This window comes from Erythrobacter sp. NAP1 (assembly GCF_000152865.1).
Classification (GTDB): domain Bacteria; phylum Pseudomonadota; class Alphaproteobacteria; order Sphingomonadales; family Sphingomonadaceae; genus Erythrobacter.
In genome coordinates, this window is record NZ_CH672390.1 from 1,300,898 (window position 1) to 1,322,152 (window position 21,255).

Annotated in this window: 20 protein-coding genes; 6 read left to right on the forward strand and 14 right to left on the reverse strand. The window is 60.4% G+C overall.

Features of this window, described 5'->3' with window-relative positions:
* The first annotated feature begins 6 nt into the window (after positions 1 to 6).
* Positions 7 to 312, forward strand: coding sequence for a hypothetical protein (locus NAP1_RS06130; protein ID WP_007164377.1), 306 nt, complete (start codon positions 7 to 9; stop codon positions 310 to 312).
* On the opposite strand, the gene NAP1_RS06135 is transcribed toward NAP1_RS06130, so the two are convergent.
* The 3 genes from NAP1_RS06135 to NAP1_RS06145 are packed head-to-tail and all read right to left on the reverse strand — an operon-like array spanning position 309 to position 2,841.
* Positions 309 to 749 carry a DUF1330 domain-containing protein gene (locus NAP1_RS06135; RefSeq protein ID WP_007164378.1) on the reverse strand — a complete coding sequence of 147 codons (441 nt, stop codon included), beginning with the start codon at positions 747 to 749 and terminating at the stop codon, positions 309 to 311. The two genes, NAP1_RS06130 and NAP1_RS06135, sit on opposite strands and share 4 nt — an antisense overlap.
* Before the next feature lie 20 nt (positions 750 to 769).
* Complete coding sequence (locus NAP1_RS06140; protein WP_007164379.1) at positions 770 to 1,225, reverse strand: DUF411 domain-containing protein; 456 nt, start codon at positions 1,223 to 1,225, stop codon at positions 770 to 772.
* Between the two features lie 5 nt (positions 1,226 to 1,230).
* Positions 1,231 to 2,841 (reverse strand): long-chain fatty acid--CoA ligase, encoded by a 1,611-nt coding sequence (locus tag NAP1_RS06145; RefSeq protein ID WP_040464774.1) that lies wholly within the window; start codon positions 2,839 to 2,841, stop codon positions 1,231 to 1,233.
* A gap of 202 nt (positions 2,842 to 3,043) precedes the next feature.
* On the opposite strand from NAP1_RS06145, the gene NAP1_RS06150 reads away from it, so the two are divergent.
* Positions 3,044 to 4,180, forward strand: coding sequence for an OmpA family protein (locus NAP1_RS06150; protein WP_007164381.1), 1,137 nt, complete (start codon positions 3,044 to 3,046; stop codon positions 4,178 to 4,180).
* Positions 4,181 to 4,445: 265 nt separating this feature from the next.
* A complete protein-coding gene (locus NAP1_RS06155) occupies positions 4,446 to 5,582 on the forward strand; it encodes an OmpA family protein (protein WP_007164382.1) in 1,137 nt (378 codons plus the stop codon).
* A 56-nt stretch (positions 5,583 to 5,638) separates the two neighbouring features.
* Here the strand turns inward: NAP1_RS06155 and NAP1_RS06160 are convergent, their stop codons facing one another.
* The 7 genes from NAP1_RS06160 to NAP1_RS06190 all read right to left on the reverse strand — a co-directional run bounded on the left by NAP1_RS06160 (position 5,639) and on the right by NAP1_RS06190 (position 13,376).
* Positions 5,639 to 6,430 (reverse strand): DUF4019 domain-containing protein, encoded by a 792-nt coding sequence (locus NAP1_RS06160; protein ID WP_007164383.1) that lies wholly within the window; start codon positions 6,428 to 6,430, stop codon positions 5,639 to 5,641.
* Positions 6,430 to 9,927 carry a DNA polymerase III subunit alpha gene (dnaE, locus tag NAP1_RS06165; RefSeq protein ID WP_007164384.1) on the reverse strand — a complete coding sequence of 1,166 codons (3,498 nt, stop codon included), beginning with the start codon at positions 9,925 to 9,927 and terminating at the stop codon, positions 6,430 to 6,432. Before dnaE ends, NAP1_RS06160 begins: the two co-directional genes overlap by 1 nt.
* 74 nt (positions 9,928 to 10,001) lie before the next feature.
* Positions 10,002 to 10,481 carry a glutathione peroxidase gene (locus NAP1_RS06170; protein ID WP_007164385.1) on the reverse strand — a complete coding sequence of 160 codons (480 nt, stop codon included), beginning with the start codon at positions 10,479 to 10,481 and terminating at the stop codon, positions 10,002 to 10,004.
* Complete coding sequence (locus NAP1_RS06175) at positions 10,478 to 11,011, reverse strand: hypothetical protein (RefSeq protein WP_007164386.1); 534 nt, start codon at positions 11,009 to 11,011, stop codon at positions 10,478 to 10,480. The genes NAP1_RS06170 and NAP1_RS06175 overlap by 4 nt, the downstream gene beginning before the upstream one ends.
* Positions 11,012 to 11,119: 108 nt before the next feature.
* Positions 11,120 to 11,398, reverse strand: a complete 279-nt coding sequence (locus NAP1_RS06180) for a hypothetical protein (RefSeq protein ID WP_007164387.1) — start codon at positions 11,396 to 11,398, stop codon at positions 11,120 to 11,122.
* A 72-nt stretch (positions 11,399 to 11,470) separates the two neighbouring features.
* The gene (locus NAP1_RS06185) at positions 11,471 to 12,145 is read right to left on the reverse strand and encodes an ABC transporter ATP-binding protein (RefSeq protein ID WP_007164388.1); all 675 of its coding nucleotides are present in this window, start codon (positions 12,143 to 12,145) and stop codon (positions 11,471 to 11,473) included.
* Positions 12,138 to 13,376, reverse strand: coding sequence for a lipoprotein-releasing ABC transporter permease subunit (locus tag NAP1_RS06190; RefSeq protein ID WP_007164389.1), 1,239 nt, complete (start codon positions 13,374 to 13,376; stop codon positions 12,138 to 12,140). The genes NAP1_RS06185 and NAP1_RS06190 overlap by 8 nt, the downstream gene beginning before the upstream one ends.
* Before the next feature lie 210 nt (positions 13,377 to 13,586).
* Between NAP1_RS06190 and purF the strand changes: the two genes are divergently transcribed.
* The 3 genes from purF (at position 13,587) to NAP1_RS06205 (ending at position 16,362) form a co-directional block, all read left to right on the forward strand.
* Positions 13,587 to 15,089: an amidophosphoribosyltransferase gene (purF, locus tag NAP1_RS06195; RefSeq protein ID WP_007164390.1), complete on the forward strand. Its 1,503-nt coding sequence runs from the start codon at positions 13,587 to 13,589 to the stop codon at positions 15,087 to 15,089.
* Positions 15,090 to 15,095: 6 nt separating this feature from the next.
* A complete protein-coding gene (locus NAP1_RS06200; RefSeq protein WP_007164391.1) occupies positions 15,096 to 15,809 on the forward strand; it encodes an SDR family oxidoreductase in 714 nt (237 codons plus the stop codon).
* 208 nt (positions 15,810 to 16,017) lie between these two features.
* The gene (locus NAP1_RS06205) at positions 16,018 to 16,362 is read left to right on the forward strand and encodes a PilZ domain-containing protein (RefSeq protein WP_040464309.1); all 345 of its coding nucleotides are present in this window, start codon (positions 16,018 to 16,020) and stop codon (positions 16,360 to 16,362) included.
* A 21-nt stretch (positions 16,363 to 16,383) separates the two neighbouring features.
* Here the strand turns inward: NAP1_RS06205 and NAP1_RS06210 are convergent, their stop codons facing one another.
* The 4 genes from NAP1_RS06210 to NAP1_RS06225 are packed head-to-tail and all read right to left on the reverse strand — an operon-like array spanning position 16,384 to position 21,239.
* Positions 16,384 to 17,574 carry a serine hydrolase gene (locus NAP1_RS06210; RefSeq protein WP_007164393.1) on the reverse strand — a complete coding sequence of 397 codons (1,191 nt, stop codon included), beginning with the start codon at positions 17,572 to 17,574 and terminating at the stop codon, positions 16,384 to 16,386.
* A 22-nt stretch (positions 17,575 to 17,596) separates the two neighbouring features.
* Positions 17,597 to 18,832: a cyclopropane-fatty-acyl-phospholipid synthase family protein gene (locus NAP1_RS06215; RefSeq protein WP_007164394.1), complete on the reverse strand. Its 1,236-nt coding sequence runs from the start codon at positions 18,830 to 18,832 to the stop codon at positions 17,597 to 17,599.
* 44 nt (positions 18,833 to 18,876) lie between these two features.
* On the reverse strand, positions 18,877 to 20,268 hold the full coding sequence (locus NAP1_RS06220) for a deoxyribodipyrimidine photo-lyase (protein WP_007164395.1): 1,392 nt from the start codon (positions 20,266 to 20,268) through the stop codon (positions 18,877 to 18,879).
* A gap of 14 nt (positions 20,269 to 20,282) precedes the next feature.
* On the reverse strand, positions 20,283 to 21,239 hold the full coding sequence (locus tag NAP1_RS06225) for a metal-dependent hydrolase (protein ID WP_007164396.1): 957 nt from the start codon (positions 21,237 to 21,239) through the stop codon (positions 20,283 to 20,285).
* Between the last annotated feature and the right edge of the window lie 16 nt (positions 21,240 to 21,255).

Consider the following 21,255-nt stretch of genomic DNA (forward strand, 5'->3'; position numbering starts at 1 on the left):
TCGGTCATGGCTCAGGATCAACCCAAGGTGATGGTGCAGTTCCATTTCGATGGAGACCCGCCTGATCCTGACGCCGTGGCCGAACGTTTCGGCATCCCGCGCGATGCCATCGACGAAGATTTCGGCGTGATCGTCACCGACGAAGTCGAAAAGCTGTGCACCGTGCTCGTCCCGGCAGACGTGGCCGAGAAAATGAACGAGCAACTCGGCCGCTCGACACCCGACGCGTCACCGGACGAAGGATCGTTCTCTAACCCGCGCATCGCCCCATTCGGCCTGCCGGAAGACGATTGCGAGAGCGGCTCGGACTAGCCAAACCCTCCGCCGACTTCGCCCGGTTGGAAGCGCATCAGGCGGCTGTCCACCAGCGCGGCGGTGCGGTTGATGACGGCTTTCTGATAGTCGGCGTCCTTGATCATCTCGAAGAAAGCGCCCGCATTGGGGTATTGCGCGACAAAGCCGTCATGCCAGACCTTTTCGTCAGGCTCCGGCCCTGTCACCATCGTCTGGAAAGCACCGCGCCAGACGATTTCGCCGCCCACGCGGCTGAAGATCGGGCCAGAGGTTACGCCGTACTCCTCGTAAGCGCGCCTGCCGCTCCAGCCATTGCCGTGATGTTCATGGCCTTCGGGATACTCGGCCAGTTCGCGATATCGCAGCAGGTTGAGCATATGGATCGGTTCATCGCGCGGCAGGTCCTTGAACGCCTGAAAATTGGCAGGCGATGGGTCGATATAGCTCTTGGCCATGAGACTGCCCCCCTTCAGGTTCAGGACTGCGAGGGGCCGTGGGTGGACCACACTCGGTGGCGTCCATCGGCCATGATCAGCACGACCTGATAGCGGTCGACGCGGCTGCCCCGCTCCATTCCGGGCGAGCCAATCGGCATTCCGGGAACGCTGAGTCCGACCGCGTCAGGCCGTTCTTCGAGTAGCCGCTTGATATCCTCTGCAGGAACGTGCCCCTCGATCACGTAGCCTTCGACCATAGCGGTGTGGCACCCGCGCAGGTTTCGCGGCACGCCAGCTTCGTCGGCAATCGGGTTCAAATCCTCGACATTGCGCACATCGAGCGTGAAGCCGGCGGCTTCCATCCGCTCGACCCAGACTGCACAGCACCCGCACCACGGTGTCTTAGCAACGTCGATGACGCTTGCCGCTGCCGAGGAGGTGCACGCAAGCAGCGCGAGGGGTGCGAACAGGGTTGCGATGCGGTTCTTCATCATGGCCCTCACGCCTCCAGCTTGTAGTCCGAGAACCGGTCGCGCAGATCTTTCTTCGAGATCTTGCCGGTTGCAGTGTGCGGGATATCGTCAACGAATTCGACTGCGTCGGGCAGCCACCACTTCGCGACGAGCGGCTTCAAGTGCTCTATGATATCATCACCAGTGCATTCGGCCCCTTCGTTCTTGATGACGAACAGCACCGGGCGCTCGTCCCACTTAGGGTGGAACATGCCGACGCACGCCGCCTCGGCGACGGCAGGGTGACCGACGGCTGCGTTTTCCAGCTCGACCGAGCTGATCCATTCGCCGCCCGACTTGATCACGTCCTTGGTCCGGTCGGTGAGTTGCAGCGTGCCGTCCGGGTGCAGGATGCCAACGTCGCCAGTGTCGAACCAGCCTTCGTTGTTTACCGCGTCCTGCTCCGCCTTGAAGTAGCGCTTGATGATCCATGGTCCCCGGATCTGGAGCGCGCCGGAAGTCATTCCGTCTCGCGGCAATTCGGTCGCCATGTCGTCGAGGTCCACGGTGCGCAGCTCGACGCCGAAAACGGGGCGCCCCTGCATGGCGCACTTGTCGACCTTCTCATCAAGCGTGAGCGTATCCCAGTCCCAGGTCGGGCCACCGACCGTGCCGATGGGACTGGTCTCGGTCATGCCCCAGGCGTGCTGCACGCGCGTTCCGTTTTCGAGAAGGCGCTTGATCATGAACTTGGGGGCAGCCGAACCGCCGATAGTTGCGGCTTTCAGCGGCGGCAGGTCGAGGCCTTCCTTGTCGCAATACTGGAAGTGAGCGAGCCAGACGGTTGGCACGCCCGCGCTGTCGGTGACACCCTCCTTGATCATCATCTCGTGCAGCACAGCCGGGTCGTTGACCGCCGAGAACACGAACTTAATGCCAGCCATCGCGCCAGCGTAGGGCAGCCCCCAGCTGGCCGCGTGGAACATCGGGACCACGGGGAGCATCACCGAGGCACTCGAGAAGTTGAAAGCGGCAGGCTGTAGCCCGCTGATGGCGTGCATGACGGTGGAGCGATGTTCGTACTGGACGCCCTTGGGATTGCCGGTCGTGCCGCTGGTGTAACAGATCATGCACGGATCGCGCTCGTCTCCGGCGAACCATTCGGTCTCACCATCCTGTTCGCCGATCCAATCCTCGAAGCTGGTCGTGTGCTCGCCGGAATCGTAGCAGATGTAGTGCTCGACCGTGGGCCAGCGGTCCTTCATCGCATCGACGATCGGCTGAAAAGCTGCATCGTAAAGCAGCACGCGGTCTTCAGCGTGGGTGACGATGTATTCGAGCTGATCTTCGAACAGGCGCGGGTTCACCGTGTGGAGCACCCCGCCCATGCCAGCAACGCCGTACCAGCTTACGAGGTGACGCGAATGGTTCATCGCAAGGCTCGCAACGCGTTCGCCCGGCTTGATGCCAAGAGCCTTCAATGCCTGCGCCATCTTCAGCGCATCTTCGCGGATACCGGCCCAGTTGGTGCGGGTTTCGCTGCCGTCGGCCCAGCGCGTGACGATTTCGCGCGCTCCGGCTTCGCGTGCGGCATGGTCGATCACCGACGTGATCCGCATGCTCCAGTCCTGCATGGCACCCAGGTTCTGCGTCTGCATCGTTGTTTCTCTCTCTCCTGAAAAATAATCGGCCGCAAAAAGCAGCCTCTCTCCGAGAGGGATCATGGCGCGCAGACCCGCGCATTGCAATCGGCGATCCTCGCATCGGACAGATGTATGACAAGGTGAAGGAATGCGTCATGTACCTGCCATAGGCGCAGCTTACCCGCACAAGAGAGTTCAAAACTCAGTGAGGGTTACAATGAAAAGAACAGCACTTTTGCTTGCTACCACTGCGGTAGCAATTGCCGCTCCTGCACAGGCGCGCGAGGGGCAGGCATATGTCGGTCTCGAAGCGGGCATCAACGATGGCAACCAGATCGACATCGATCTCGCCGATACCGATCCGCAGACCAACGCGGCCTTTGCCGATCCGAACCTCGGTTTCGATGCCGACGTGATCTTCGGATACGATTTCGGTTGGTTCCGGCTTGAAGCCGAGGGTTCCTACAAGAACAATGGCATCGACGATGTTACCCTGCTCAACCCGACCTTCACTGCAGGCGGTCAGACAACTCCGGTCAGCTTCGTAAGCTCATCGGCTGACATCAATATCATCAGTGGCATGGTGAATGCGCTGATCGAATTCGGGGACGACGACGGCATTCAAGTCTATGCCGGGGGCGGTGCCGGTATCGCGCGGGTCGACCTTTCGATCGAACCTGCCAATTTCGGCAGCCTCATCGACGACTCCAGCAGCGACTTCGCTTACCAGGCAATCGCCGGTTTCCGGGTTCCCGTAAACGATCGGATGGATGTCGGCCTCAAGTATCGCTACTTTGTAGTGGACGAGTTCGAAATCGACGCTGCGAACGGCAACCCGATCGAGGTCGACTGCCAATCTCACTCGGTTATGGCGAGCCTCATCTGGAACCTCGGCGGTCAGGCTGCGCCCCCGCCGCCTCCTCCGCCCCCGCCGCCTCCTCCTCCGCCTCCCCCACCGCCGCTACCGCCGCCTGCTCCTCCGCCCCCGCCGCCTGCTCCGGCGTGCAACACTGGCCCCTACATCGTGTTTTTCGATTTCGATGAGAGCGCGATCACGGCGGATGCTGCGACGATCCTCGACAATGCGATCACCGCCTATGCGAATTGCGGCATGGCGCGCGTGATGCTCGCCGGTCATACAGACCGGTCAGGCAGCGTAAGCTACAACATGGCTCTGGCCGAGCGCCGCAATATGAGCGTGATGGAATACATGACCGGTCGCGGCATTCCTGCTGCACGGATCATGGGTGAAGCGTTCGGTGAATCGCAGCCGCGCGTTCCCACCGCGGACGGCGTGCGCGAACTTCAGAACCGCCGTGTTGAGGTCACCTACGGCCCCGCTTCGGGCATGTAAGAAGCGGCATCAATAGAACTCGCATTAGGGGCCGGAGCATTCCAGCCCCTTCATTTTTCGGTGGGCGCAAACGCGTCTGACCCAAGTAATTGTCCTCATTGCGATTACCTGAGCCGATGCCATTGGTCGCAAGAATGAGGCTGACGACCGACTATTTCACACAGAGCGAAGAAATTTTGGAACTTTGGACAAAGTCACGGATTATTCTCGCAACCGCCACGATCCCCCTTTTGCGTGGTTGGTCAAATACATAGTGAGGACAAAAATGAGAAAAACAGCGATCCTGCTTGCCAGCACGGCGGCAATCATCGCAGTCCCGGCGCAAGCGCGCGAGGGACAGGTCTACGCCGGTATCGGCGGAGGCGTCGTCTTTGAAGACCAGATCGAGATCGAGAGCGAACCCTTCCAGGGTACCCCGCCGCTGAACGAATCGTTCGTCAACACCGGCACCGGGATCGAGCTGGAAGCCGTGGTCGGTTACGACTTTGGCATGTTCCGTCTCGAGGCCGAGGCAACTTACAAGGCGCAGGATCATGACACCTTCGTCGTGACCAGCCCGAACAACACTCTCGGTGTCCCCGGCGGCTTCCGCACCGGTCCCGACAGCACTCAAGACACCCTGACCGCAATGCTCAACGGCATGATCGACATCGGTGACGATGACGGCCTGCAGTTCTTCGTTGGCGGCGGCGCTGGTTTTGCCAATGTGAGCTTTCAGCTCAGCGATCCGGTCAACGGCGTGTTCGCTGACGATAGTGACACGACCTTTGCCTACCAGGGCATCGCCGGCGCTCGTTATCCGATCGCTGACAATGTCGATCTGGGCGTGAAGTATCGCTACTTCCGCGCCGACAATGTTGAAGTCGAAGGCTTTGGTGGCAACGGACTTGAGCTGTTTCAAGAATCGCACTCGATCCTCGGCACGTTGACCTTCAACTTCGGTGGTCAGGATGCGCCGCCACCGCCGCCTCCTCCCCCGCCGCCGCCACCGCCGCCGCCTCCCCCGCCACCGCCGCCGCCACCGCCGCCGCCCGCTCCTGAGCCGGCGCCGTGTAACACCGGCCCGTACATCGTCTTCTTCGACTTTGATGAAAGCGCGATCACTTCGGAAGCTGCGACCATTTTGGATAATGCCGTGACGGCTTATTCGAACTGCGGCAGCGCGCGCGTGATGCTTGCCGGTCACACCGACACGGTCGGCAGTCAGAGCTACAATCTCGACCTTGCGGCCCGTCGCAACGCGAGTGTGCAGCAGTACCTGACCGGTCGCGGCGTGGCTCGTTCCATGATTGCGAGCGAGGCGTTCGGCGAAAGCGATCTGCGCGTTCCCACCGCTGACGGTGTGCGCGAACTGCAAAACCGCCGCGTCGAAATCACTTACGGTCCGGGTTCGGGCATGTAAGCGAAGTTCGAAGCTTGAATTGCGAAAGGGGCCGGAGCGATCCGGCCCCTTTTTCGTTACCGGTCGCCTTCGAGCGGGGTGATCTTGTAATCGACCACCTGCCACTCAGATCCTACGCGTTCGAGGACGACCCGCTCGATCTGACGGTTTTCGTATTCAAACAGCGAGTTGAACACGACGATTTCGTACTCACCGCCTTCGCGCCCCTTGAACTCGTCCGTGCGCGTAACGGTGGCGAGCGAGCGATCCTGAATGTCGCCCTTCGTCATGCGAAGCGTCAGCCCGAACTTCCATTTGCCGAGCGAATACTGATCGCGGAGCGCCTCTCCCGCCTCTTCGTAGCTTTCGTCAAATTTGCCGAAATCGATGAGGCCGAGCCAGCGCCGCGCCTGGAGTTCGGACTGGGATGGCCGCGGTGCCACCGATGCGCTCTCGGTTGAAGGCGCTTGCGAGGGGATGACCGCCAGGATTGCGAGCGATAGAGCCAGAGTAAATGACATGATCAGAATACCTTTCCGCCGCGCTGCGAACTGGAAAATTCCGGTTTCGCTTCGATCCGCGGCAGATGGATCATCCTGATTTTCTTGGTTTTCCCGTACCCCCAAAGGATTGTGCACAAGGGATTTGGGGTCCGACGCGTTCGATCCATTCTCGGCGCTGGCGAGTAGCCTTGCGGCTTCCTTGCTTGTGGTAACGCCCAGTTTGCGCCGCGCGCTGCGCAGGCGATCATTGAGCGTGTGCACCGAAATATCGAGCTCATTGGCCGACGATTTTGCATCGTACCCCGCCAACAGCAGCCGCAGCGCCTCCTTCTCCTTGTCGGTGAGCTCCGCGACGGGATCAGACATCAGGCCACCAGCTTGAGGTTCGCCCGTCCTCGAAGCGGTTCGAGCGCGACGTTCTCGATACCCTCCGCCTGTGCAAGCCGCTCGGCAAGCTCGCCATCGAGAACGAAGTTCGAGCCGAGCCGCATATGCGCTTCCTCGTCAGGTCCGAGGATAAGCCGGACAAGCACTTCGCCCGGCGCCTTGTCGTCCTGTGTCAGTTCCAGTTTCAGCTCTGCCAGTCCGTCCAGACTGGTCACATCCATCTTGAGGATCATCGGCGTACTGCCAGTGACCGAGGAAAGCGGCCTTGCTCCGCGTACCGTGAGACGCGGAGGTTCGCCGGGATTGGGAGAATCGAGCTCAACCGTGAGCAGCACGCATTCCCCGCTATCGGCCCAGTTCTGGAAGCTCGAGACGAGCGACTCTTCAAAACACGCCGCCGAGAATTGACCCGAGGAGTCCGAAAATTGCCCGCGCACGAACTCCGCCCCGCGCTTGGTGCGGCCCTTGCCAGCGCTCTCGACCATGGCCGCGATCACAGCGGTCTGGCGGCCAGCAGGCGCGCCGCCATCCATCAGGCTCTGGTAAGTGCGCGCTCCCTGTGCCGAGGCGACTTCGCGATATTGCTGGACCGGGTGGGCGGAGAAGTAGAACCCGAAATTCTCGCGTTCCTTCGCCATCTGGTCGGGCCGTGACCAGCTTTCGGCAGGCTGCAGGCGCAAGTCTTCCTGCGGGGCATTGTCGCCGCCAAACAGGCCGCCCTGCCCGCTCGACCGCTCCCGTGCCGCCGCATCGGCGGTGGCGAGCAGCAGGTCGGCGTTGGCGAACAATTCTCCACGGTTGGGGTAGAGCCCGTCTAGCGCACCTGCGCAGATCAACCCTTCGAGCTGGCGCCGGTTCATCGCGCCGTGTGGCATGCGCTCAAACAGGTCCTTGAGGCTCTCGAACGGTCCTTTGGAGCGGCGTTCGGCAACAATTGCCTCCATCGCCTTCTCACCGACATTGCGAATGCCCGCGAGCGCATAGCGGACCGCGTAGCCATCGTCGGTTTGTTCGACCGTGAAGCGCGCTTCGGAATGGTTCACGTCCGGCGGTAGCACCTCGACCCCAGACCCGTTCGCGCGCTCCGCCGGGTAGCGGCGAGCATCGTCGACGAAGATGTTGAGCTTTTCCGACTGGTGAAGGTCGAAGCACATCGACGCGGCGTAGAATTCTTCGGGGTAATGCGCCTTCATCCAAGCGGTCTGATAGGCGAGCAATGCGTAAGCGGCGGCGTGCGACTTGTTGAAACCGTAGCCTGCGAATTTGTCGATCAAGTCGAACAGCTCGTTCGCCTGCTTGGCCTCGATACCTGAGACGTCCTTGCAGCCTTCGACAAAGCGGCCGCGCTGGATGTCCATTTCAGCCTGGACCTTCTTACCCATCGCTCGGCGCAGGAGATCAGCATCGCCGAGCGAGTATCCGGCCAGGATCTGCGCGGCCTGCATGACCTGTTCCTGATAGACGAAGATGCCGTAGGTTTCGGCGAGAATCCCTTCGAGCTTGGGATGCGGGTATTCAATCGCCACCTCGCCCGCCTTGCGCTGTCCGAACAGCGGAATGTTGTCCATCGGACCCGGACGATAGAGCGAGACAAGCGCGATGATGTCGCCGAAATTCGAAGGCTTCACCGCCTTCAGCGTACGGCGCATGCCTTCCGATTCCAGCTGGAACACGCCGACCGTGTTACCCATCTGCATGAGATCGTAGACCGCCGTGTCATCCAGCGGCAGCGCGCCGAGATCGATCTCGATCCCGCGCATGGCGAGCAGGTCCACCGCCTTGCGCAGCACCGACAGCGTCTTGAGCCCGAGAAAGTCGAACTTCACGAGGCCCGAGCTTTCGACATTCTTCATGTCGTATTGCGTCACCGGCATATCCGAACGCGGATCGCGATAAAGCGGAACAAGCTGCGCCAGTGGCCGGTCCCCGATCACCACACCGGCTGCGTGGGTCGAGGAGTTTCGCGGCAAACCTTCAAGCTGAAGTGCCAGATCGACGAGGCGCTTCACCTCGTTGTCGTTGTCGTATTCTTTCTTGAAATCCGCCGCTCCATTGAGAGCGCGGGGCAGAGTCCACGGATCGGTTGGATGGTTCGGCACCATCTTGCACAGGCGATCGACCTGCCCGTAGCTCATCTGCAGGATGCGCCCGCAATCGCGCAGCACCGCGCGGGCTTTCATCTTACCGAAGGTGATGATCTGAGCGACGTGGTCATGGCCGTATTTCTTCTGCACGTAGCGGATGACTTCACCGCGCCGCGTTTCGCAGAAGTCGATGTCGAAGTCGGGCATCGACACACGTTCGGGGTTGAGGAAACGCTCGAACAGCAATCCCAGCTGGATCGGGTCGAGGTCGGTAATGGTCAGCGCCCAGGCGACGATCGAGCCAGCACCCGAACCACGTCCTGGCCCCACAGGAATGCCTTGGTCCTTTGCCCATTGGATAAAGTCGGCAACGATCAGGAAGTATCCGGGAAAGCCCATCCCGACGATGATATCGATCTCGTAATCGAGGCGGTCGAAATAGACCTTACGATCCTCTTCGGAGAGGTCCTCATAGGACGAAAGCCGCTCTTCCAGACCTGCCTTCGATTGCTCCGCCAGCATCTTTGCCTCGCCCTCGAGGTCACCGGCGAGGCTCGGCAGGATCGGGTCGCGATATGGCGGCGCGTAAGCACAGCGCTGCGCGATGACGAGGGTGTTGGCGGTTGCCTCAGGAAGATCGGCGAACAGCTCTTCCATCATATTCGAAGATTTGACGAAGGCAGCGTGATTGGTTCGCGGGCGATCCTCGTTCTCGATATAGGTCGAGTTCGCGATGCACAGCATGGCGTCATGCGCCTTGTGCATGTGGGGCTCGGCGAAGTTCGCGGGATTTGTCGCGACGAGAGGCAGAGCGCGATTATACGCCATCTCGATCAGCGCATCCTCGGCCCGCTCGCACACCGGATCACCGTGGCGTGCAAGCTCGATATAGAGGCGGTTCACGAACAGCTTGTCGAGCCGCTCGACAAAAGTGGTCGCAGTGTCGACCTGCCCCTCTGCGAGCAGACGCGTCAAAGCCCCCTCGCCCGCGCCGGTCAACGCGATCAGGCCATCTGTATGGCCTTCCAAATCGTCCATGACGACATGTGGCTCGAGCTCAAGCGGGCGATCGAGGTGCGCCTTGGAGACGAGATGGCATAGATTGTCATATCCCGCCTCATCCTGCGCGAGCAGCGGCAGGTAATCGACAAGCTTGCCTTCGCTACCCTCGCGAGCAACACCCAGCAGCGTGCCGATGATCGGCTGCACGCCCTCGCTCTTGCAGGCATTGGCGAACATGACCGCGCCATACAGGCCGTTGCGGTCACAGATCGAAATCGCGGGAAAGCCGCGCTCCTTCGCCAGCTTGGCGATCGCCTTGGGATCGATGGCTCCTTCAAGCATCGAATAGGACGACAAGACGCGTAGCGGGACGAAGGGAGCGAAGGGCATACCCTAATCTAGGAAAATTGCCTGAAATCGGAAGCGTTGGCCTACGCTAATTCTCCACAGATCGTGGACAATTCTCAGATCAGCTTTTCGATATCCTTCGCGATCATGCGCGGCGTGTCCTGCGGGCCGTAACGCTTCACGACGTTGCCTTCGCGGTCGATCAGGAACTTGGTGAAGTTCCACTTGATCGATTTGGAGCCCATCACGCCCTTCTTCTCGCTCTTCATCCAGTCGTAGAGCGGTGATGCATCTGGTCCGTTCACGTCGATCTTGGCCATCAACGGGAAAGTAACACCAAAATTGACCTTGCAGAATTCGGCGATCTCGTCGGCATTGCCGGGCTCCTGTGCGCCGAACTGGTTGCAGGGGAAGCCGAGAACTTCGAAATCCTTGTCCTTGAAGTCCTGATAGAGCTTTTCCAGCCCATCATACTGCGGGGTAAAACCGCATTTGGACGCGGTGTTCACCACCAGCAGGACCTTGCCCTTCTTGGTCGCAAGATCGAGCGTTTCGCCCCGGTTGGTGGTTACTTCAAAATCGGCAATCGTGGTCATTGGTCGGCTTGGTCCTTCGCCCGGTAGATGAAATCGAAGCTCGTTTGCCACGAAAGCCCATGGTCCGTCGAGGCCTCTCCGTGCTGGCGCACAGATCCGTCATCAAGTTTCGAGTAGGTCATACGCACCAAGGCGTCCTGCCCGGGCCCTGCGACATCATCCCAATAGCCGGTCAGGACCATTGCGCCATCCACGACACCGCCCTCGAAATCGACGCGTTTGCCATCAGCGCCGACCCAGGTCTGCTCCCAGCGGTCAGTCGTGTGGTTGAGCATCGACATGCTCTGCCCGCCGGAGCCGCGAAAGGGCATCCACGTTTCGCGGATCGAGCACCCGCCTGAAAGCCTTTCGATCCGGCTGTTTGCGACTTGAGTGTCGCTGCCGTTGGGGAACACGTCCCACTCGCCAACCCATAAATCGAAGCCGCCATGCGCCTCGCTTGCGCAGGCGGGCGGCGGAGGTGCTGGCGGCGTTGGTGGTGCGTCTGCTGTCGCCTGAAGCAGCGCGAGCGGAAGAACGAGTGCGATCATGTGGTACCCTCCCTGTTGGCGCGAGGGTGACCGCGGGCCGGCGAAAGCGCCAGCCCTGATCTGCAAAAAGCCCACACGCGCGGATAGCTGCGTGCGGGCTTTTGATGATTATGACTTGGGAAAGTCTTCGCGGGAGGCGAGCGCTATCGCTTCCTCGGCAGAGTATTCGCGGTCGCCCTTTTTCTCGATCACGTAGTCACCGCGCTCATCCTCAGGCAGCATGGCGATGTGACGGATCATCTCGGCAAAGGTGCCACGGCGAAGGGCGTTGCCGCCTGAAATGACACCGTCGCTGCTCGCCTTGTTGTGCAGAGCCGCGCGGTCTTCCCACGCGTCTTCATCGGTATCGAGCGGGGTGCCTTCGAATGTACTGGGATGGTCTGCCATGAAAATTCTCCTTTGACTGAATAACCAGCCAAAGGCGCAATGGTTCACGGGTTTTTGACGCGCTCTGGCGAGCTACCCCAGCACACCGTCATGCAAGCGGACGACGCGGTCCATGCGCGCTGCAAGGCGTTCGTTATGTGTCGCAACCAATGCCGCGCTGCCCTCGCCTCGTACCAGATCGAGGAACTGGCCGAGCACCACGTCCGAAGTCGCCTCGTCAAGATTGCCGGTTGGCTCATCCGCGAGCACCAAGGTCGGTTGATTAGCCAGCGCGCGCGCCACTGCAACGCGCTGCTGCTCACCGCCCGAAAGCTGGCTGGGCCGGTGCGTTAGGCGGTGGCCGAGGCCGAGGCTGGACAATAGGCTTTCAGCGCGTGTCGTTGCGGTCGCCTTGTCAGTGCCAGCCACCATCTGCGGCATCACCACGTTCTCTGTCGCGTTGAAATCGGGCAGCAAGTGGTGGAACTGATAAACAAACCCAAGATGCTCGCGCCGAACGCGAGTGCGCTGATCCGAGGCGAGCTTTTCTGCGCGCTCACCGGCAATCGTGATCGAACCTTCAAAACCGCCTTCGAGCAGTCCGACAGCCTGAAGCATAGTCGATTTGCCCGAACCAGACGGTCCAAGAAGCGCCACAATCTCGCCCGGCATGATGTCGAGATTTACCCCGCGCAGGACGTCAATGCGCTGGCCACCTTGTTCGAAGCTGCGCTTCACGTCGCGCAAAGAGACAATCGGATCACTCATAACGCAGCACCTGAACCGGATCGGTGTTCGAAGCCTTGAGCGCAGGATATAGCGTTGCGAGGAAACTGAGCCCGATGGCCAGGGCGACCACGCCGATCACTTCCCATGCATCGATGCGGACAGGCAGGCTGGTGAGGAAACGGACTTCCGGATCCCAGATCTGTGCTCCAGTGACATAGGCGATGCCATCGACGATCTCGTTGCGGAACAGGAGCAGCACGAAGCCCAGCACGAGACCGGCAATCGTACCGATCGCTCCAATCGTGGTGCCGGTCGTGACGAAAATCTTGAGCAGCGAGCGCCGCGTTGCACCCATCGTTCGCATGATCGCGATGTCGCGCGTTTTCGCACGAACCAGCATCACGAGGCTCGACAGGATGTTGAAGCTGGCGACCAGAACCATGAAGCTCAGCACGAAAGCCATCGCAACGCGTTCGATCTCGAGTGCTTCGAACAAGGTTGAATTGATCTGCTTCCAGTCGGCGATCTGAGCGCGGCCGGTAAGATCCTGCTCCACCGCGCCAAGAATACCGCTCACATTGTCAGGGTCGGTCACGTTCACGCGAATAAGGCCGATCGTGTCGCCCATCAGGAGGAGCGTCTGCGCATCGCTCATCGGCATAACCACGAACTTTTCGTCAAAGTCGTAAAGCCCGAACTCGACAATTGCGCCGACCTCGTAAGGAACCTGGCGGAAGGTGGTGCCAAATGGCGTCGTGCGGCCTGATGGATTGATCAGTGTGACCGTATCGCCAACGCGGGCCCCCATATTGGCAGCCAAGCGTGAGCCTATCGCAACCCGCCCTGCATCGGGCTGAAGCGAAGAGATATCACCGAACAGGACCTTGTCGCTGATCAGCGCGAGATCTTCGGGCGTGTTTCCGCGAACGAACACCGGGTTCAGCCGCCCGTTGACGCTTGCGACCAGCGGCTGTTCAATCAGCGGAGATGCATCGGTGACGCCCTCGGTGGCGCGCACTTCTTCAACAACACGCTCCCACCCATCAAGCTCGCCGCCATAGGCCTGGATGATCGCGTGACCGTTCAGCCCTGAGAACTTCTCGAGCATTTCGGTGCGAAAGCCGCCCATTACGCTCATCACGAGAACGAGCATTGCTACCGACAGCATCACGACGCCGACCGAAATCCCGGCGACGAGCGCGATAAAGCCCTCGCCCTTGCCCGGCCACAGGTAGCGCTTGGCGATCATTCTTTCGAAGGGAGTGAGCATTCAGGTCCGGTGAAGTGGAGCAGTTGAGATGAACGCTGCCTTTAAGACGCGATCGGTGTGCGCACAAGCAGACCTCATGCGAAAACCGGTACGCTTCAGCCACGTAGCAAAAAAGACCGGTGACGGTCCGTGATCCGACCTTGTAATTGATCGGTAACATCGCCATTGAGCGCACAACATTCGGGGGCAGCGCAGCGGACAGTACGAGCGATGGCAAACACCGATACTGAGGGCGTCGCAGGCAACCTCACTCATCCATTTCTGGACCCCGATGGCGACAAGCTTCGCGAAGAGTGCGGCGTGTTCGGCGCGATCAACGCGGAGAAAGCTGCTGCTGCGACCGCCTTGGGCCTGCACGCGCTCCAGCATCGCGGGCAGGAAGCGGTCGGCATAACCAGCTTCGATGGCAAGGATTTCATCTCTCGCCGCGCGCTTGGACATGTCGCGGACAGTTTCTCCTCACAAGAAGCAATCGACGAACTGCCCGGCTCGATGGCGGCAGGCCATGTGCGCTATTCGACGACCGGCGGCGCGGGCCTTCGCAATGTGCAGCCGCTCTATGCCGAGCTTGCAAGCGGCGGTTTTGCCATTGCCCATAATGGCAACATCTCGAACTCGCTTGCGCTGAGGAAAGACCTCGTTGGCAAAGGGTCGATCTTCCAGTCGACCTCCGACACCGAAGTTATCATCCACCTTGTCGCCACCTCGCGTTATCCAACGGTCGCCGACCGGCTGATCGACGCGCTGCGCCTTGTCGAAGGGGCCTATGCGCTGATCGTGATGACGCCCGAAGGCATGATCGCCTGCCGCGACCCGCTGGGCATCCGTCCGCTGGTAATGGGCAAGCTTGGCGATTCGATCCTGTTCGCCAGCGAAAGCGTCGCCTTCGACGTGGTCGGTGCCGAATTCGTGCGCGAGGTCGAAGCTGGCGAGATGATTCAGGTCGGTTTCGACGGCGAGATCAAGAGTCTGCACCCCTTCGGCAACCAGAAGGCGCGGCCCTGCATCTTCGAACACGTCTATTTCAGCCGTCCAGACAGCTCCTTTGCCGGGCACAGTGTCTATGAGGCGCGCAAGGCGATCGGTCGCGAACTCGCTATCGAAGCGCCATGCGATGTCGATCTGGTCGTGCCCGTACCGGACAGCGGCGTGCCTGCAGCAATTGGATATGCTCAGGAATCGGGCGTGCCCTTCGAGCTTGGCATCATACGCTCGCACTATGTCGGGCGCACATTTATCCAGCCCTCGGACAGCGCGCGTCATTCAAGCGTTAAGCGCAAGCACAACGCCAATCGCGGCCTTGTCGCCGGAAAGCGGATCGTGCTCATCGACGATTCGATCGTGCGCGGCACCACCAGCCTCAAGATCGTCGAGATGATGCGCGAGGCAGGTGCAAGCGAAGTGCACTTCCGCGTCGCCAGCCCGCCGACCGCGCATTCGTGCTTTTACGGCGTGGACACTCCCGAACGCTCGAAACTGCTCGCAGCGCGCATGGAAATCGAGCCAATGCGCGAATTCATCAAGGCCGACAGCCTCGCCTTCATCTCCATCGACGGCCTTTACCGCGCCGTCGGCTCGAAAAGTCGCGACAAGGCCTGCCCGCAATTCTGCGACGCCTGCTTCACCGGCGATTATCCCACCAGCCTGACCGACCTCGCGATGAGCGAAGAGGGGACAGGCGAACTCCCTTTTGTTGATCCCAAAGCGGCCTGAACTTCCATGACAGATACAAAACCTCTCGCAGGGCGCACCGCCCTGGTTACTGGCGCGAGCAAGGGCATTGGCGCCGCGACTGCCATCGCGCTTGCCGAGGCGGGTGCGCATGTGATCCTCACCGCACGCAAGGTGAAGGCACTCGAAGCCATCGAGGATCGGATCCACGATGCGGGCGGAACCTCGACCATCGCGCCGGTCGACCTGACCGAACCCGATGCAATTTCGCGACTTGCCTCCGCGATTGCGGGACGCTGGGAAACGCTTGATGTTCTCGTGATTTCAGCGGCCTATTTGCCAGAGCTCACACCGCTTCCGCAGATTGATCCCAAGCAGTTCAACACAGCGATCATGACCAATGTGGTCGCGACACAGGCCTTGCTAGCCGCTTTCGACCCGCTGCTCCGCCGTGCAGAGGCTGGCCGCATCATCGGCCTCACCAGCAGCGTCGGTGCCAATCCGCGCTCTTTCTGGTCGGCCTACGGATCGACCAAGGCAGCCTTCGACAATCTGCTCGACAGCTATGCCGCAGAGGTTGAGAAGCTCAGTCCGCTCCGCGTTGCCATCGTCGATCCGGGCGCAACCCGCACCGATATGCGTGCCCGCGCCTATCCCGGAGAGAAGCCTGAAAGCGTCAAACCACCCGAAGTCGTGGCAAAGCGCATTATCGCCCTGCTTGCTGAGGACTTCACGACAGGTCATCGCGAGCGCGTAGATTAAGAGGCCCTGCGAGTTCCTGCGGCGTAGCATCGTGACGTCATCGCATCGCTTCACCGCAAAATACGGGCATGACGGCACAGAAATCTGCCTCTTACCAACCTGTTAACCTTCCTGTGCAACAGTCTGGCAAGCGTAACCGGTGAATGAGGGTCGAACCCGTTCCACCGGCACAGAGACCACCAAGCTGACTGGAGAAGGTAGCAGGCCCATGCCTACCGACCAAAAACGATACGAAATGGCAGCACAGGAAGATCGCTGCTCACCGCGCACGCGCCTGACAATCCCGGCTACCCTTCGGGCGTCGGGTGGCCGCGCATTTCAGAGCGTGGTTCACGACCTTTCGATCTCGGGGTTCTCCGCTGCATCGATCAATCGCATGCACGAAGGCCAGATGTGCTGGCTTACCCTACCCGGCCTCGAATCGCTTCAGGCCGAGGTCGTGTGGTGGGACAACTGCATCGTCGGCTGCGCATTCACCGAGCTCTTGAGCCCGATCGTGCACGACAACATCCTGCAGCGATACAGCAACACCGGCGTTTACCGCCCGATGTGATGCCGCGTCGCGGCAGTCCGATTACTCGGCTGCCGCGATCTTTCCGACCATCTGGAACCACTTGCCCCGGTTCGCACCGGTGGCCGTGGGCCAATTGCTGACAAGCGAGACGACGAGATTGTCGCCGGGCACGATGGTGATCGACTGACCGAATATGCCTTGCGCGCCATAGCTGCCGGGATAAGTCCACCACTGGTAGCCGTAGCCAAAGCCAGGGCGACTTTCGAAATCAACCAGCGAATCGCCAGCTTCCGCAAACCAACCCTCGGGCACGGTGTCACCCCCGCCCTCAAGCGCGAAGACGCCCATGCGAGTGTAGTCCCCGAGCGTCAGTGAAAGGCAGCAGCCGCCGATATTGCCTCCGCGCGGATCAGTCATCCAGAACAGCCCGCCTTCGAAACCCGCTGGTTCGACGATCTTTTCCTGAGCATACTCAGCGAGCGACAATCCAACCGCGTTTTCGACCACCAGTCCGATAAGATTGGTCTCGCCGGTCTTGTAAACCCACTTCTCGCCCGGCTCGGCTTCGCGTTTGAGCCCTTTCAGCTGCTCGACGATGGCGTCAGGGCCATATTCGACCACGAAGCGATTCATGGCGGCCACGTCGCTGTTGGGATCGGTGTAATCCTCGTTCCAGGCGACGCCGCTGGTCATCGTTGCAATCTGGCGCACGCTGACCCCGTCATAGGCAGAACCGGCAAGACCGGGGACATACAGGGTCACTGGGTCATCCAGGCTCCCAATAAAGCCATCCTTCACAGCGGCTCCGAGCAAGGTCGAAGTAAAGCTCTTGGCTACCGAAAAGCTGGTCCAGCGTTGATCGGGGCCAAAACCGAGCGCGTAGTCCTCGAAGCGCACGCCCCCATCTTCCCAAACCATCACGCCAGCAGCGCCTGTTTCGAGCATCAGGGAGCGGATTTCCTGTGCGAGCTCGGCCGGGAGCGGCGTTCCCTCTTCGAGCGCGCGCGGATTTGATGCGGCCGGGACTTCGTGGCCTGCGAACCAGCTTTCCATGTCTCGGAAACGGGCAGAGCGTTGCTCGTCGTTCCAGAACAGCACTTGAAGCTCGGATGGATCTCGCTCGGGCGGCATGACCATCTCCACCGAAGCCAGCGGCGCTGGCGCGGCCTCTACGCCTTCTGCGGCGCCAAAGCTGCATCCTGCCAGCGCGAGTGTGCTCACCGCGCCCATGATCCCCAATAGCTTCTTCATCGAAGTCCCTCTCTCTCTTCTCTTATGTCTTGATCAGCGTGACCTGGTGAACGTCGATATTGCCCGAGCGGAACCCGCCTTCGCAATAGCTGAGGTAAAAGCGCCAGAGCCTCACGAAGCGATCATCGAAGCCCGCGGGCAGTCGGCCTTGCTCGAAAGCGGCATCAAAGCGTGCACGCCAGATTTTGAGCGTTTCAGCATAATCGAGCCCGAAATCGCTCTGATCGCGCCATTCGAGGCCCCTCTCTTCCGCCAGCGCACGAAATTCGCTCGACTTGATGAGTAATCCGCCGGGGAAGATGAATGCCTGGATAAAGTCGACCGTCCCTGCATAGGCCTCGAAAAGATCATCTGCCAACGAGATGTATTGGACACCGGCACGTCCTCCGGGAGCGAGACTGCGAGCAATGCAGTCCATGAATGTCGGCCAGTATTCGCGCCCCAGAGCCTCGACCATCTCGACGCTCGCAATCGCATCGAATGTCCCCCTGACATCGCGGTAATCCTGCTTGAGATAGCGGATGTCAGGAGATGTGTTTGCCCGCGCATAGGCGAGTTGCTCGTCGGAGAGGCTGATCGCCGTCACATCGGCGCCCCTGACTGCAAGATGCTGCGCCAGCGAACCCCAGCCGCATCCGATCTCAAGAACAGTCTTTGGATTGCCAAGTCGGGCCGACAAAGCCTCGTGCTTGCGTTTCTGCGCCGCCGTAAGGCCGTCTTCGCCATGGCCGAGCGCGCTCGAATACGTCATCGTCGGGTCGAGCCACTCACGGTAGAAATCGTTCCCTAAGTCGTAATGCGCAGCGATGTTTCGCTGCGAACCCGCGCGGTTGTTTCGATTGAGCCAGTGAGCCATGCGCCCCGCCCACTTGAACGGTCCTGAGCTGCGCGCCGTATCCCCCAACGTCCTCACATTGCCTGAGAACAATGCGAACAGCATCGTGAGATCGGGCGTCTCCCACTCATCAGCCTCGTACGCCTGGTAGAAACCGATCACCCCACCTGTCGCAAGTCGCAACAGCGCTCGCCAGTCCTTGAGCGTGATCTGCGCATCGAAACCCGGTGCATGACCGCCAAGCACCCGGGTCGTTCCATCGGGGAGGTACGCAAGCAGCGACCCTTTCGCCAGCCCTGCATCAATCCGGTCGAGGATCTTGCCGAAGCCAGGAGCGATCAGGCGCGAAAACAGCCCCGGACGCGAGGCAAAACGCTCACCCGAACTGAGCAGTTGCTCTCCTCTGACCCCTTGCGCTGACATGACGCTTTCTTAAGCGCCAGCCATGTGGGGCCGCAAGAGCGCCCTCACCCGTTCTTCATATCCTTGTATGCCGACATGGCCCGCTCGCGCCCTTCCTTGTGAGCGATCATCTTGGCCGGATAGGCCTTGGGCAAACGGCCATGCTCTTCGGGGTCGTGGATGTAGGGCTCATCGAGATCGGCAAGCTCGGGCACGTATTCGCGGATGTAGGCAGCCGCATCGAATTTCTCCGACTGGGTCAGCGGAGCCATAATCCGGCTGAACATGTTTGAGTCGACGCCGGTGCCCGCGTTCCATTGCCAGTTGACCGCATTCGACGAATAGTCGGCATCGACCAGGCAATCCCAGAACCACTGCTCGCCCTTTCGCCAGTCGATCAGGAGGTGCTTGATGAGGAAGCTGGCGGTGATCATGCGCACCCGGTTGTGCATCCAACCGGTCTGCCAAAGCTGGCGCATCCCTGCATCGACGATCGGATAGCCGGTCTTGCCCTCTTGCCACTTCTTGAGGTCCTTTGCGGCCTTTTCGTCGCTATCGGGATCGCGCCATTCGAGCTTGTCGTAATCTTCGCGATAGTTCTCGCTCGCATAAGCTGGGTATTCGCAAATCACGTTGGCCGCATAGTCGCGCCAGATCAGTTCGCTCTCGAAGCTGTTCCAGCCATCGGAGCGTTTGTGCTTGAGCGCGTGCCAGACCTGCACCGGGGAAATCTCGCCGAAGTGCAGGTGCGGCGACAGGCGCGATGTCTTGTCGACACTGGGGAAGTTGCGCTTGTCCTCATAATCAGCGACGTGATCTTCCCATTCAGACAGACGCTCATGCGCCGCGTCCTCGCCCACCTCCCAGAAATCTGCGATGCCGCCCGACCAGTCGGGCTTGGTGGGAAGCAGGTTCCAGTCGGCAAGCTCGTCGCTCGCGGGCCAGTCATCAGGAGAGGAGAGCGTTTCCGGCTCGGGCAGCACGTCGCGCGGGGGCAATTCCTGTCGCAACGCTTTGTAAAACGGCGTGTAGATCTTGTACGGATCGCCCGAGCCCGTCGTAACGTGGCCAGCGGGGAACAAGTAAACACCGTCGTAGAGCTGGAGGTCGATCTCGTCCTTCAGCTTCTTCTGCGCTTTCCTCCACCACGGCTCGTAATGCGTGTTCGCATGGATCGTGTCGGCCCCCACTGCATTCGCGACGGTGGTGAGTTCCTCAACCGCATCGCCACGGCGCAGGATCAACTTCGCGTTCCGGGTGCCCAGGCTCTTGCTCAGACTTTCAAGCGAATGGTGAAGCCACCAACGCGATGCGCCGCCCATCCTGTGATGTTCGGGGGCTTCGTCGTCGAGGACATAAACGCAAACGACCGGACCAGCCTTGGCAGCGTGATAGAGAGCGGGATTGTCGGCCATGCGCAGATCGCGCCTCAGCCAGAGGATTTGCGGTTTGGTCATGGTACTCAAGCGTTTTAGTCGGGTACCAGTTCCATGCATTTCACGTCGGGAAGCACCAGAGCGAACCTGTCTCGCGCCAGCGGATCATAAAAGCGAGCATCACGAAGAATGAGAGAACCATCGCGATGGGCCTCTCCAAAAGGCGCGCGTGACCAGAACAGGAAAGCATCGAGTTGCGAATTGGTCTTTCGCTCTTCACTAAAGTCGGGAAGCACGCATTGCTGGCTGATCGAGTGGCTGTAACCATAGCCGAACGCCACGCCGTCCCAACTGCTCGAAATCCAGCGCCCGCTTTCGAGCCTCGCGATTTGCTCACGCTCCCAGAAATAGAATGGCACGGGTGATGAAATGTACTCGACCGGATAAGGCTCGCGATACTTGCCGCCTGCATTGTAATCGAACCAGGTGATCGCCCCGTTGAGTGCGATGTAGAGCAGCCCGACGACGCTTCCGATCCACGCAGGCCGCGTCCAGTTGCCGCCGCGCTTTTCCTGCCGCAGCGACCACCAGATCGTCACCGACAAAAGCGCCCACAGCCACAGATCGATGATGAATAGCGTGTCGCCATAAAACCATTGCGACGAAAACGGCTCGAGCAGACGAATGCCGTAAACGTTGAGCCAGTCGAGCGCCGGGTGCGAAAGGCATCCGAGAAAACTCAAGCCATAGAGCCAACCGAAATGCACAGGAAGGCGCCCCTCGGGCCGTTTGCCCCGCTTTGCCTGCCACCGGTCGAACGCCCAAAGAAGACCAGCGAGGATCAAGGGCAGGATCACCCAGGCGGGCGGCCCATGCGTGATCCCGCGCCGGAAGCCGAGGTGTTCTGTCCCTTCAAGCCAGAAGAAGCACGCAGCATCGACATCGGGAAGGTTCGCTCCGATCACAAGAGCGGGCATTGCAAGGCCGGTTTTTCGCTTGAGACCCGTCTGCGCCATCACCGCGCCGACAAGGCTGTGCGTGAGATTGTCCATGGAGCGATGCCTACCG

What these genes read in the sequence shown, in the direction of transcription:
- NAP1_RS06130 (WP_007164377.1), top strand. Translation starts at nt 7, where the DNA reads ATGGCTCAGGATCAACCCAAGGTGATGGTGCAGTTCCATTTCGATGGA.
- NAP1_RS06135 (WP_007164378.1), bottom strand. Translation starts at nt 749, where the DNA reads ATGGCCAAGAGCTATATCGACCCATCGCCTGCCAATTTTCAGGCGTTC.
- NAP1_RS06140 (WP_007164379.1), bottom strand. Translation starts at nt 1,225, where the DNA reads ATGATGAAGAACCGCATCGCAACCCTGTTCGCACCCCTCGCGCTGCTT.
- NAP1_RS06145 (WP_040464774.1), bottom strand. Translation starts at nt 2,841, where the DNA reads ATGCAGACGCAGAACCTGGGTGCCATGCAGGACTGGAGCATGCGGATC.
- NAP1_RS06150 (WP_007164381.1), top strand. Translation starts at nt 3,044, where the DNA reads ATGAAAAGAACAGCACTTTTGCTTGCTACCACTGCGGTAGCAATTGCC.
- NAP1_RS06155 (WP_007164382.1), top strand. Translation starts at nt 4,446, where the DNA reads ATGAGAAAAACAGCGATCCTGCTTGCCAGCACGGCGGCAATCATCGCA.
- NAP1_RS06160 (WP_007164383.1), bottom strand. Translation starts at nt 6,430, where the DNA reads ATGTCTGATCCCGTCGCGGAGCTCACCGACAAGGAGAAGGAGGCGCTG.
- dnaE (WP_007164384.1), bottom strand. Translation starts at nt 9,927, where the DNA reads ATGCCCTTCGCTCCCTTCGTCCCGCTACGCGTCTTGTCGTCCTATTCG.
- NAP1_RS06170 (WP_007164385.1), bottom strand. Translation starts at nt 10,481, where the DNA reads ATGACCACGATTGCCGATTTTGAAGTAACCACCAACCGGGGCGAAACG.
- NAP1_RS06175 (WP_007164386.1), bottom strand. Translation starts at nt 11,011, where the DNA reads ATGATCGCACTCGTTCTTCCGCTCGCGCTGCTTCAGGCGACAGCAGAC.
- NAP1_RS06180 (WP_007164387.1), bottom strand. Translation starts at nt 11,398, where the DNA reads ATGGCAGACCATCCCAGTACATTCGAAGGCACCCCGCTCGATACCGAT.
- NAP1_RS06185 (WP_007164388.1), bottom strand. Translation starts at nt 12,145, where the DNA reads ATGAGTGATCCGATTGTCTCTTTGCGCGACGTGAAGCGCAGCTTCGAA.
- NAP1_RS06190 (WP_007164389.1), bottom strand. Translation starts at nt 13,376, where the DNA reads ATGCTCACTCCCTTCGAAAGAATGATCGCCAAGCGCTACCTGTGGCCG.
- purF (WP_007164390.1), top strand. Translation starts at nt 13,587, where the DNA reads ATGGCAAACACCGATACTGAGGGCGTCGCAGGCAACCTCACTCATCCA.
- NAP1_RS06200 (WP_007164391.1), top strand. Translation starts at nt 15,096, where the DNA reads ATGACAGATACAAAACCTCTCGCAGGGCGCACCGCCCTGGTTACTGGC.
- NAP1_RS06205 (WP_040464309.1), top strand. Translation starts at nt 16,018, where the DNA reads ATGCCTACCGACCAAAAACGATACGAAATGGCAGCACAGGAAGATCGC.
- NAP1_RS06210 (WP_007164393.1), bottom strand. Translation starts at nt 17,574, where the DNA reads ATGAAGAAGCTATTGGGGATCATGGGCGCGGTGAGCACACTCGCGCTG.
- NAP1_RS06215 (WP_007164394.1), bottom strand. Translation starts at nt 18,832, where the DNA reads ATGTCAGCGCAAGGGGTCAGAGGAGAGCAACTGCTCAGTTCGGGTGAG.
- NAP1_RS06220 (WP_007164395.1), bottom strand. Translation starts at nt 20,268, where the DNA reads ATGACCAAACCGCAAATCCTCTGGCTGAGGCGCGATCTGCGCATGGCC.
- NAP1_RS06225 (WP_007164396.1), bottom strand. Translation starts at nt 21,239, where the DNA reads ATGGACAATCTCACGCACAGCCTTGTCGGCGCGGTGATGGCGCAGACG.